This window comes from Marinilactibacillus sp. Marseille-P9653 (assembly GCF_916618885.1).
GTDB lineage: Bacteria > Bacillota > Bacilli > Lactobacillales > Carnobacteriaceae_A > Marinilactibacillus.
On sequence record NZ_CAKAKH010000001.1, the window covers coordinates 620,637 to 633,501 of the forward strand.

General features: G+C 31.1%; 9 protein-coding genes and 1 pseudogene. 8 read left to right on the plus strand and 2 right to left on the minus strand.

The window, feature by feature from the left end; translation table 11 throughout:
* Positions 1-206 precede the first annotated feature (206 nt).
* The gene (locus tag LG377_RS03105) at positions 207-1,286 is read right to left on the minus strand and encodes an IS30 family transposase (protein WP_225743252.1); all 1,080 of its coding nucleotides are present in this window, start codon (positions 1,284-1,286) and stop codon (positions 207-209) included.
* Positions 1,287-1,428: 142 nt separating this feature from the next.
* On the opposite strand from LG377_RS03105, the gene LG377_RS03110 reads away from it, so the two are divergent.
* The 5 genes from LG377_RS03110 (at position 1,429) to LG377_RS03130 (ending at position 7,879) form a co-directional block, all read left to right on the plus strand.
* Complete coding sequence (locus LG377_RS03110) at positions 1,429-1,638, plus strand: lichenicidin A2 family type 2 lantibiotic (RefSeq protein ID WP_225743253.1); 210 nt, start codon at positions 1,429-1,431, stop codon at positions 1,636-1,638.
* A gap of 15 nt (positions 1,639-1,653) precedes the next feature.
* Positions 1,654-1,842: a lichenicidin A2 family type 2 lantibiotic gene (locus LG377_RS03115; RefSeq protein WP_225743254.1), complete on the plus strand. Its 189-nt coding sequence runs from the start codon at positions 1,654-1,656 to the stop codon at positions 1,840-1,842.
* A 127-nt stretch (positions 1,843-1,969) separates the two neighbouring features.
* Entirely contained in the window at positions 1,970-4,990 is a 3,021-nt protein-coding gene (lanM, locus tag LG377_RS03120; RefSeq protein ID WP_225743255.1) for a type 2 lanthipeptide synthetase LanM, read from the plus strand.
* A gap of 74 nt (positions 4,991-5,064) precedes the next feature.
* Complete coding sequence (locus LG377_RS03125; RefSeq protein WP_225743256.1) at positions 5,065-7,191, plus strand: peptidase domain-containing ABC transporter; 2,127 nt, start codon at positions 5,065-5,067, stop codon at positions 7,189-7,191.
* A 1-nt stretch (position 7,192) separates the two neighbouring features.
* Positions 7,193-7,879, plus strand: a complete 687-nt coding sequence (locus LG377_RS03130) for a flavodoxin family protein (protein ID WP_225743257.1) — start codon at positions 7,193-7,195, stop codon at positions 7,877-7,879.
* A 268-nt stretch (positions 7,880-8,147) separates the two neighbouring features.
* Here LG377_RS03130 and LG377_RS03135 read toward each other — a convergent pair whose 3' ends face one another.
* Positions 8,148-9,467, minus strand: coding sequence for an IS1380 family transposase (locus tag LG377_RS03135; protein WP_225743258.1), 1,320 nt, complete (start codon positions 9,465-9,467; stop codon positions 8,148-8,150).
* 266 nt (positions 9,468-9,733) lie between these two features.
* On the opposite strand from LG377_RS03135, the pseudogene LG377_RS03140 reads away from it, so the two are divergent.
* The 3 genes and pseudogenes from LG377_RS03140 (at position 9,734) to LG377_RS03150 (ending at position 12,863) form a co-directional block, all read left to right on the plus strand.
* Positions 9,734-10,908: pseudogene (locus LG377_RS03140) on the plus strand (IS256 family transposase).
* 189 nt (positions 10,909-11,097) lie between these two features.
* Entirely contained in the window at positions 11,098-12,204 is a 1,107-nt protein-coding gene (locus LG377_RS03145) for a hypothetical protein (protein WP_225743259.1), read from the plus strand.
* 464 nt (positions 12,205-12,668) lie between these two features.
* Positions 12,669-12,863 carry a helix-turn-helix domain-containing protein gene (locus LG377_RS03150; protein ID WP_225743260.1) on the plus strand — a complete coding sequence of 65 codons (195 nt, stop codon included), beginning with the start codon at positions 12,669-12,671 and terminating at the stop codon, positions 12,861-12,863.
* Positions 12,864-12,865: the final 2 nt, after the last annotated feature.

Below are 12,865 nucleotides of genomic sequence, written 5' to 3' on the forward strand. Positions count from 1 at the left end.
ATAGTGTTAATATAGCATAAAAAAATATGTAAATTCTAAGAAATATATATAAGTTCTTAGAGTATATTTTAAATTTTTAATGCTATAAATAATAAAAAACGTAAATTTCAAGTTTAAGTTAGTCACCTAGTTAAAAAAGATATTTGACCTTAATTGTTAGTGGGTTGTTGAAGGATATAGTCGTCATTTCTTCAGCACTAACGTGCTTAGACCACTTGGGACAACAAGCGTAGAGCATTGGCAAAACAGTCATGAGGGGTTTTATAGCCAAGTATTTTCCGAGGATAGTCATTCATCCATTGTTGTATTCTCAAGCACTGAGTTTCACTAAAATGACTGATAGCTTTACCTTTTGGAATAAATCGGCGGATAAATTTATGCTGGTTCTCGCTTGTGCCTCTTTCCCACGAAGCATACGGATGACTAAAATACACTTCAAGTGTCTCTTTCAGCGCTTCGTGAAGCCCTGCAAACTCAGATCCATTATCCGAGGTGATGGTCTTAAATACTTTAGAAAAGGTATCGCCGGCTTTAAGCCGTAATTGTTGGATTGCCTGATCAACGGATTCTTTATCTTTACCTCTGAGCTTAAGGATGATTTCAAAGCGTGTTTGACGTTCAACTAACGTCAATAAAACCGAATCGGTTTTCACTTTATTTCCGACAACTGTATCGATTTCCCAGTGTCCAAAAGTCTGTCTATTATCAATTTCTGGAGGTCTTTGTTCAATAGATTGGCCTAAAATTCGTTTGTTTGTTCGTCCTCTATAAGAAGTGTCTTTTGGTTTTCGTGATAGTTTTTCAAGTAGATCCATATTCTTGGCTCTCATGATCCCTTTGTCAATCCATCCATAAAGAGTCGTCGTACAGGGAATAATAGAAGAATCAAACAAGTCATGTGTTTTAGCAAAACCAATAATTACATCTGGAGACCACTTTTCTAGTAATAGTTTATCATCGGCCCATTTAATAAAAGCATCCGTATCAGCCCATTTTGGCCGACGGCCGCAGTTCAATCGAAGCCTATCATAAGCTGCTTGTCCGGCATTGGGATCATAGCTAGTCGTATAGTAGTCATAAACTTTACCGTTTTGCTTTTGACGTTTAAGTTGAGTAATGGTTCCACGATGGATCTCACTATTAATGGTTTGCGGGACACGTCCTAACGCATGAGCAATTTGACGATTAGAGTAATTTTCAGTCCTCAATATCGCAATTTGCGACCGTTCTGAATAAGATAAGTGTTTTCCCTTACGTGCTAATGTGTTATCGTTAGAGTGCGTCATGTGAATTCATCCTGTCTATTGAGAGTTAGTGGTAACTTCAATATAACATGAAATTCACATGGCGTTTTTTTATGAGTTAGCCTAAGTGGCTAACTTCATTATAAAATCCAGCAAATAATAAAAAAAGAAAAGAGGTGAAATTATGAATAAAGATGATAAGACTTACATCGGCCCCTCGTTCCATGAATTAAATGAGGCTGAAATGGCTGAAATTGTAGGTGGAGAAATTGTAGAAACGAATGCTATAGTGGTATCACCAATAGCTACTTTTGTTTCTAAATATGTATCTGCTGTCAGTGCAAAAGCTTGTGTTAGCGCTGTATCTGGATTAATATCTTACAGACATTGTTAAGAGGAGGGATCATCTATGAACGAAAATAACATAGCAAATAGTATGGATTACCTAGGACCTTCTTTTCATGAGTTGTCGGAAGAAGAGATGAAAAGTATAGTGGGTGCTTCGGAAGATATGGAAGTTAGTCCTCAAGGGGTAAGTGCATTCTTTGGAAGTTTCGTAATAAGTTGGCTAGGAAGTGCAGCGTTCAATTGTAAATAGTTTTTTGTAATTAATGTATAGCCAGCCAAAACTGAGCAGGAGGTCGTTCTTTTTAAAAATGAACTTGAAAAGAACGACTTTTGGTTTGGTTTATTAAAATTACATAATAAAAAAGAAGAGGTGGAATATGAAATTTATAAACGCTTTAACTATTAACGAAAAGTATGCAATATTGAACAAATCTAACGAAAAAATGATTTTTAATAAACAAGCTTTAATAAAGTTTAGAGAATTAAAAAGTTTACTGAATGAAGATAATTTTTCTAAAATGTTAGAGAAGTTTGATTATGATATTGACATATTCTCTAACGTAGTAGATATGGAAAATAATAAATATGACAAACAATACGAAAATTTTTTACTCAGTAGTAAATGGTATCAAGTATACTCTGATTCGCTAAAATATACTTCTCAAAACAAATACTTTTCAGATATGAAAAGTTTAGACTTAACTATTTATTTAAAGATTTTCGAGGAATATTTTAAAAAAGAAATAGCTAAAGTGCTATTAGAATATGATAATTATATAGATTCGGTACAAGATTTAACTACATCATTGGTATATCAAATCAAAGAGAATATGATGAAGATCTCATATAAGTCATTGATTGTAGAGTTGAACAATTATAGAGAGCAAAATACAAAAATTAAGAAAAGTTCAGAAGAAGGGTTTCTAAATTTTTGTAAGTTAGGTACTGATATTACTAACATTGAAAATTATTACTCTAAGTATCCGGTATTGTGTAGATTATTAGCCACTAATGTTGATAATGAAATAGAAAATATAAAAATATTTTTCGAAAGATATTCACAAAATTTAAACTCTATTTCTAATGTTCTTGGATTTATAAGTAATACTAAATTGAAAAATATTGAATTGGGAGAAGGAGATTCTCATCAAAAGGGACAAACTGTAATTAAAATACTGTTAGAAGGTAATCGAACAATAATATATAAGCCTAAAGATTTAAGAGTAGTAACGTATTACAACAATATATTAAACAAGATTAATAATAATATTGAAAATGAATTATCAATATTAAATTTTAAAGTTTATAAAGGTTTTTATAGCAAATATTTTTCCATTGAAGAGTTTGTCGAACAAAAACCTTGTGAAACAAGAAAAGAAGTAAAGGAATACTATATAAGATTTGGACAACTGCTTTGTCTAATGCACTTTTTCTCAGGTAAAGATTTACATATGGAAAACTTAATAGCTAATGGAAAATATCCTGTAGTTACAGATTTAGAAATGATCTTACAAAAAAGCAAAAAGTTTCCGAAAGAATTATCTTCGTTATACAAAAAGATGATTTTGGTGTTTAACAAAAGCGTTTTAAGCTCTGGGTTATTACCTGAGGATATGACTCACTTCAATATCAATCTTAGTGCATTATCAGGGGGTAAAGAAAAAAACATTATAAAAGCACAAAAAATTGTTAATCTAGGACTTGATACTATGAAGTTAGAAGAACAGGAATTGGAAATTGAAAAATCTAATAATCTAGTAATTCATCATTCAGAAGAGATAGATTATCATGAATATAATAGAGAAATAATAGAAGGGTTTAACAATTTATACAATTTTATTTTAGGCAATCCGGATGTTCTTTCTGAAGATGTGCCGGATGACTTTATTGTTAGACACTTGCTAAGAAATACACAAAACTATGCGAGTCTTCTTGAAGCAACCTATCATCCTGGGTATTTAAAAAATAGCATTTTGCGAGAAAATATTTTAATGAATTTATTCAGTAATGAATACGATGACAATATATTGATTAATGAATATAATGACTTAATCTCTAATGATATTCCGATATTTTTTAATAGAGTAGATGACGATCATTTATATTCAAGTGATATGAACGTGTGTTCCGAAAAGTTTTTTATCGAAAGTTGTTCGAAAAGAGAAACTGGTAGTTTAAGAGATAAAGAACTTCAAAAGTCATTATTGATCAGTAAAATTTATAAATATAATAATCTAGTAGAATTGAAAGAAAGAAATTACGATGAATCTAATGTAGCTCTGGCGAAAGGATTCAATGAGCTAGAGGAAGCATGTGTAATTGGAGATTGGATAATTAGTAAAGCATATTCTAATGAAAAGGAAGCATCCTTTTTCACTTTTGGGTATGATGAGAAGTCGGTATCTCCTTTAATTATGAATAACTCTTTGTACTCTGGACATGTTGGAATAGCTCTATTTTTTTATTATCTAAGTAAAGTTAGTAAAAAAAATAAATACTATGATTTTTATGAAAAGTTATTGTATTCTATCGAACACAATAAATATACTAACTCAAATGATTTATTCAATGGAGAAACAGGGAAACTATACTTATATTATAGACTGTATGTAGAAGAGAAAGACGCAAGTTATTTAGAAAAAGTTGACGAAATTACATCTTTAATATCAATAGATTTAGAGGAGAACTTACAAAAGAATGATTGGATTAATGGTATCTCAAGCTTAGCAAATGTATACTTGAATATTTTTACAGAAACTAGTAATCACAAGTACCTAGAACTCCCTACTATTTGTGCAGAAATCATAAAGCAACAGTTATCGACTACCAAGTTAGGTGGGTTTTCGCATGGATACAGCTCATTGGCATTTCTATTTTTTAAAATCGGTAACATTTTGGAAGACAAAGAATATACAGACATTGGAAAAAAATTAATTACTTTAGATAATGAATATTTCAAAGCTGATAAAGGTAGTTGGATTGATAACAGAGAGGACGTGTATAATAAGTATCCTTCGTATTGGTGTCATGGATCTTTAGGTATTGGTATAAGTAGGATGAAAATTAAAGACTACTATAATGATAGTGTTATCGAAAATGATGTGAGAATAGCAGAGCAACATATAACAAGTAACAAATTAAGCGATGATGACACCCTATGTCATGGGAATTCAGGTAGAATCGATTTCTATTTAGGAATAGGAAGAGAAGATTTAGCAAAAAAAATAATGTCTAAAATAATTGATAAGAAATATACTTCTGGTACATTTGGGGTTAAAAATATTAATGATTTTAATTTACCCGATTATAGTATGTTTACTGGCATAGTTGGAATAGGTTATCAAATGTTAAGGATCACTGCAAGAGAAACAGTGCCTAGTGTCCTTACGCTGGATTAAATAAGTGTTTTTTTCTTTTAAGACAATATTTTATAGAAATTAATTTTCATAAATTTAAAGACAGAAGGGGAATTATGAACAAGAAAGTCAAGTACGTAGAACAAAACGAACATAGTGAATGCGGCCTATCATGTGTAGTTATGTTGCTAAATTACCACGGTATCAGAAGTGACTTAATAAACTTAAGAGAAAAATTTGGAGTGCCTTTAGGAGGTAATAATTTTAATGAACTAGCTACTATATTTAAAGAATACGGATTGAAAAGTAAAGCCATAAAAGTAAACGTTGGAAATATAACAGACGATATGTTACCTTGTGTTGCTTATTGGGAAAATAGTCATTTTATCGTTATAGAAAAAGTTTCTAAAAGAAATGTGACTATAGTTGATCCAAATATCGGTAGAGAAACATTAAGCTATAAAAGTTTTCAGTCAAAATATCGTTCTGTTATTCTTTATATTGAGTCTTTAGAGACTACAGAAGAAATCCAAATTAACAATAAAAGTTTTTTGAAAAAATTTATTTTAAATCAAATTGTAGAAAATAAAACTAAATATATAACTATTATCTTATTATCTTTTTTCGTACAAGGTTTGACATTGATTTTTTCATTAATGATAAGATCTTTAATAGATAACAGTGTTTTACTAAGAAACCAAAATATTTTGATATTTTTTGTCGTATCATTAATAATGTATTTTTTTGTGCAGGTTTATAGAAATACTAGTATAGAGCGGTTGAAAAAAGAGTTTAACACTAACTTGAATAAAGAATATATTGATAAAATAACTAAATTACCGTTATCATTTTTTGTAAATAGAAGTTCGGGGGAACTCGTATATAGATATAATTTAATAAGTTATATACAACAGATGTTAGATACACATTTACTGAAAACAAGTATCGATATTGTTTTCTCAGTAGTTTATATATCAATAATGATATATTTATCAATTGAATTAACATTTCTAATATTATCAATTTCTCTAATTGTTATAATAGTAACAAGTATTAATAACAGATATATAATGTCTTTGAACTATAAAATAATGTCTGCACAAAGTTCTGCACAAAGTTCATTTTTAGAGCTTTTAAATGGAATTGAGACAATTAAAGCTATAGGAATCGAAGATAATTTTTACCGAGATTGGAAGTATCACTTTGATGAACATCAAGAGATAAGTTTGAAGAGTAATATTGTCACTTCTTGGCTTTCCAATATTGTACAAACTATTCAATTTTCTATTCCTTTTCTTATAATAATTTTCGGAAGTTATTTGAGGAGCAATTATGATTTGAGTTGGGGGACGATAATTAGTTTCACGACATTAGCTACAACATTCGTAAACCCAATATCCGAAGTGGCTACTACTGTTGGACAAACTTTGGTTGTGAATTCATATATGAAAAAAATTGATGAAGTTTTAATTCAAAAAAGTCACAATTATTCAAATGATTTAGGTGAGAAAATAGACAAAGTTAACGATTTGAGTTTATCGAAAGTGAAATTTTCGTATAGTTATTTTGAAAAGAATATCATCGAAGACATATGTTTGTCTGTCAGTGAAAATGAGAAAGTTGCATTAGTAGGACCTAGTGGGGCTGGCAAGAGTACACTACTCAAAATATTAGCAGGTTTGTATTCTAGTAAATCTGGGGACTTCAAAGTTAATGGAATGGACTTTAGTAATGTTAATTATAGTGACTATAATAAAAAGGTTGGATATGTTCCACAGAAAACCACAATTTTTAATATGACTATTTTAGAAAATTTGATTTTAAAAGAATTAGATACAGACCTCTCATATTTAAAAAAAGTTATTAAGGATACCACATTGGACGAATTAATAGATTCGTTACCTCAAAAAGAATATACTAAAATATCTGAAGATGGCATGAATTTATCTGGAGGGCAAAAGCAAAAAATTGCTATTACAAGATCATTAATACAAATGCCAGATTTACTGTTGTTAGATGAAGCAACAAGTTCTCTTGATAATATCTCCGAAGAGAAGATAATATCATCTTTAAAAAATTATCCTATCGGTATGGTTTTTATTTCTCATAGTTTAGATACGATCAAACATTTCGATAAAATTATTGTCATGAATCAAGGGAAAATCGTAGGCTATGGTACTCACGAAAAGTTAATCGAACAAAATGAACTGTACAAATCTTTATATAAAAATACAGAGGTGTAAAATGGAAAAAATTTTTATTTTTAATTCTTCATTGAAGAAAAGTTCACGAATCTATACTTATACCGAATCGATAAAGAGTAAATTCAGTGACTGTAAAATATATGATAATAATCTTTATAACACCACACTTTTTCCGCATAATGGAGATACTAGTTTTTACGAAACTGGAGTTCATTATCAAGATAGCAAAGATGATGTGGAAAAAATTAAACACGAAATGCTTGATAGCGATTTAATTATACTGGCTACTCCTGTGTATTGTCATATGGCTTCTTCTGGAATGGTTATGTTTATTGAAAGAATATTTTCCTTGTGGGTTCATTTTTTCAAATTGGTTGGAAAGCCATGTATTATTATCACCACAAGCGAAAGTAACGGAAATGAAAAAGTTATAAGGTATTTATCTGGTATATTAGAAACAGCAGGGGCTAATGTAGAAGATGCCTATACATTTATGAATACGTATGACAATGAAGAAGAAAATATGGAAAGATTAACAAATAGTATAACAAAAATTTTAGAAAATCATAACCCAAAGTTTTCCCATAAACAAGAGGCGATTTTTAAAACTTACAAGAGAGCTATAGGTAGGTATGATGAAACAAATTATGAATATCAGTATTGGGAAAAAAGTGGACTTTTTAGTTCGAAATCATTAAAAGAATATAATGAAATTGTTAACCCTTAAATTTTTAATTTTAAAATCATTTTAACTACTTATCATTAAAATTTAAAATTAATATTAATTCCTCCTGAATAATTCATAGCTCTACATTAAAGTTATTTTTATTGGACAAATTGCTTATTTTTTTAAAAAGCCAAATACGTTTTCTCAAAATGATGCGATTTCGAACAGGATACCTGTGGAAGAAGGTTCTTAAAAAGTCTTTTGTCTATTTAAGTGCAGACTGACCCCTTAAAAAAGAAGCGAATTAAAAATTTATGCGAAAATTATTCTAAATCCATTGCCTGGATCGCCGCAGGCGTTCGAAAACCTTATAAAATTCAGTTTGATGCACATGATAACTCGACAGTTTGAGATAAACCTTCCTACCTGTTTGAACGAGTTTACCGGCAACTTTAAGCAAATTCAGTCGAATAGAATGAATAGTCATACCCTGATTTACTTTATCAAAGCCAATAGTCTTTAGAAAATTAACAAGGTTATAAGCCAGGACACTCATCATCATTCTGACTTGATTTTCTAAGAAGCGTGGACTGTCGGTTTTATCAAAATAAAAGCCTGCTTTGGCTTCTTTGATATAGTTTTCCATTGTCCCTCGTTTGCCATAGAGAGAGAAAATGACTTTAGGTGAAACAGTTTCTGATAGATTAGTCACAATAAACGTATGGTGGAAGAGTAGTTCTCCTCCTTCACGAACGGAGCGAATACAGATACGACGAGGTTTCGACCATGATCGAGCTTGGTAGGATAGTGAAAAATACTGGACTTCTCGCTCTTCCCATTTTTGATTATCTCCATAGAGGATGGACTGTTCAGCTAGCTGACCTAAGCGTTTATTGTTCTTTAATCGAATCACATAGTGACTATTGTTGGATTCGCAAGACTCATACACCTCTGGTGTAGCGAATCCGCTATCTCCTCGAACCAGAATGTCGGTATGGGGTAACGCATTAGAGTAGTGATCGAGCAGTGGCTCTATCAACTTTTTTACGCCTTTGGATGTGTACTGGTTACTTGAACGCAGTTCAGCTTTTAAGAAATCCCCAGTCAGTCCATCAAAGGCAACTAGAGGATGATACCCATAGGTTTTATAATGGGCATTATAATCTGTTTGTTCTTGATGACCATAGGTATCTGAATGCGTTGAATCGATATCAATGATTAACTCGGTGTCATTGCGGATCAGACGTTCTTTGTCAATTAATGCTTGATTCAATGACTGAAATTGATCCATATTCTCTTCAGTAAAACGATCTAGAAATCTTGAGATCGAGGACTGTGATGCTAACTGCTTACTACCTAGTACTATCTGGAATACGGGATCTTGTCTTAACAAATTAGCTGACGAGTCCGCCGAATAGCCAGCGATTAGCTGCATAATGAGCTGTTCAAATATCGCTAGATTATCATGTGTGAAGTAAGCTCGATTATCTTTTATGTGAAGCAGGTATTTAGCTAAATCTGAGAAACCGAAGGTGTTCATTACTTCTTTAACTAACACTAAACCCGAATCACTCGATAATCTGCCACCTGTATGTGAAATGGTCATGTTTGAATTGAAATTAACTTGATTTTTCTGTAAACTAATCAATAGAAGAACTCCTTTCTTATGGTTGGTTTAGTCACCTTTACCATATCAGAATGGCGTTCTTTTTTCATCACTTAACAGGTGAAAATTAAAAAGTAATTATAGACTGCCGTTGAGCAGTTTCAGACGGTTTAAATTAAAAGTATGAATTATTCAGGTTAATTAGTTATTTTGATAAAGTCCATATAATTGTGTAAAAAGAAAGGCCATATGATCGCCTGTACGGTACAATGTTTTTAACCACTAAAAACATACCAGGAGGCATTCATATGACCCAAGTACATTTTACACTAGAAAAAGAAGAGATACAAAATATAATTGAAACGTCGGTAAAAGACGACGCTGCTAAGGTTGTTTTAGCGACGGTTTTCAATCAACTAATGGAACACCAACGAACGGAATTTATTCAAGCTGGTGATTACGAACGTTCTGAAAATCGAACTGGGCAGCGCAATGGCTACTATGAAAGAGAACTGACCACTCGCGTAGGTACGTTGGAACTGAAGGTTCCAAGAACAAGAGACGGTGCTTTTTCTCCTACCGTGTTTGAACGATATCAGCGTAACGAGAAAGCTTTATTGACTTCTATGCTTGAAATGTATGTTTCTGGTGTCTCCACTCGTAAAGTCTCTCAAATCGTAGAAGAATTATGTGGAAAGTCAGTCTCTAAATCTTTCGTTTCATCTCTGACGTTCAATTAGATCCAATCGTGAAAGAATGGCAGAACCGAACTCTTGCTGGAACGAAGTTCCCTTACTTGATGGTAGATGTTCTCTACATAAAAGTACGAGTAGACGACCGTGTCATTTCTAAGAGTTGCCACATCGCTGTAGGTGTCACAGAAGAAGGAGACCGTCAGATCATTGGACTTATGCTCCAAAACGAAGAAAGCCACGAGACATGGACAACTTTTTTCGACTATTTAAAAAATCGTGGATTAACAGGTACGAAACTGGTGATTTCAGATGCGCACAAAGGCCTAGTTTCTGCCATCCAGACTTCCTTTACAGAAACTTCTTGGCAAAGATGTCAAGTTCACTTTATGCGAAACATTTTAAGTTCAGTACCTAGAAAAGGCTCTAAACCTTTTCGTGAAGCAGTAAAAGCGATATTTAAGTTTACAGATATTCATTTAGCTCGTAAGGCTAAGAATGCATTGATTGAAGAATACGCTGATCAGGCAAAATATCAGAAGGCTTGTAGAGCGTTAGATCAAGGTTTCGAAGACGCCTTCCAATATACTGTTGTAGGTAAAAGTCACAACCGATTGAAAAGTACGAACCTACTTGAACGATTAAATGAAGAAGTTAGACGTAGAGAAAAAGTGATCCGTATTTTTCCAAACACTGCTTCAGCTAATCGCTTAATTGGAGCCGTCCTGATGGACGTGCACGAAAATTGGATAAGTTCTCCAAGAAAATATATCCAGTTTGAATCGAACTAACTAAACGATAAACAAAGTATCGTACAAATTACACAGAAGTTTGGACTTGACTGTTATTTTCGAGTACATCTTTTAGTAGAGTATGATATAAATTGATTGTAAAAATGATGTAATATTGACTAATTGCGTTTCTCCATAAAAAATTTAAATTATAAATTTAATAGAAATTTAGTTTCGAAAGGAATAAAAATGCAAGGTATAAATAACTTTAAAAAAAATATATTAAACAATGGTCTTGTTAAAATAGTTTCCAAAGTAATCTATTATTTAATGATTGGTTATGGATTGCATATAGTAGGTGAAATAATCTGGAACGAGTGGAATATTTACTTTACTTTCATTCTATTCGTTAGTATATTATTCGGATTAATAATTAATATATTATTTCATGAACTAGGACATCTATTTGCTGGATTGCTAGGAGGATACTCGTTTTTGTTGTTCAGTATCATGAATATAATATGGATAAAAGAAAATCGGAAAATTGAAATTGGCAAACGAAAATCCCCTGCTCCTTTAGGTCAATGTTTGATGATATCACCAACAAAAACCAATAGTAGCAAATTCATTTTTTATCATTTGGGAGGAATAATAGCAAATTTCCTTATTTTCTTATTTGCTTTAATCTTGTATTTCGTAAATACTGATGTATATATAAAAATTAGTATGTTAGTACTTACATTAATAGGAATTTTATCTTGTATTAGTAATGCTATACCATATGGACAAAGTGATGGTGCAAATATTCTTAAAGGCTTGAAAAATATTGATTATAGAAGACAAATAGACAATATATTAAAAATTCACGTTGGAATAATGCAAGGAAAATCATATGTAAATTTAAAAGAATATGTGTATTTAGACGAACGACAACCCATATTTAGTCCTACTAATATCATCATGTATTCTGTATTAGTAAATGCTTATAATGAAGAACAAAAATACGAGTTAGCATTTGAAATAATAGAACCATTATGGGAAGTTATAGATAAACTTGAATCAAGCTATCAATTGGAAATTACTAAAGAGTACTTTTTTTTATTGTTATTAATTTCTCCAGAAAGAGAAGAAGTAAAAGTTATAAAGAGTGGAGAACCTTACTGCAGTTTTAATAAGATGGAAAGAGCAGATGCTAAAAGAATACAAGCTGCATATGTTTATATCGTTGAAAAAGAAAAAGATAAAGCTTTATTGTTAATCAACCAGGCAAAAAAATTAGTGAATCGAATGCCGACTATTTCAGATCAATTAAATGAAAGAAAAATGATAAGTTATATAGAAAAAATGGTTAGCTAGGGGTGGAATTATGTTAAGTATTATAATAGAAAGCTTAATATCTTTGAATTAAAAAAATTTACTTATAATTAGCAATATTGAAAATATTTAACCTATCCTAATTAGTTCATAACTATGTTCAATTTTAATTTTGTTCCTTTACTAACTAAGTTGATACATCTGTATTACTTTAATCAAACTTTACAAAGATATTAAAGAATTACTATCATATAGATGTGTATCTCAAAATTGTTACTGTAATTTAGATACGTAGAATGGTAAAAAAATCTTTACATGAAATTTATGAAAAAAATACGAAAATATGCTATGTATTTAATTGCTTTTTTATCGACTAATTAAACTATTTTGTTTTTTGCTGGATTTTATAATAAAGTTAGCCACTTAGGCTAACCTAAAAAAATACCATGTGAATTTCATATTATATTGAAGTTACCGCTAACTCTCAATAGACAGGATGGATTCATATGACGCACTCTAACGATAACACATCAGCACGTAAGGGAAAACACTTATCTTATTCAGAACGGTCTCAAACTGCTATTTTAAAGACTGAGAACTACCTTAATCGTCAAATTGCGAATGCATTGAAACACGCCCTGCAAACCATTAATAGTGAAATCCATCGTGGAACCATTACTCAACTCAAAAGTCAAAAGTAAAA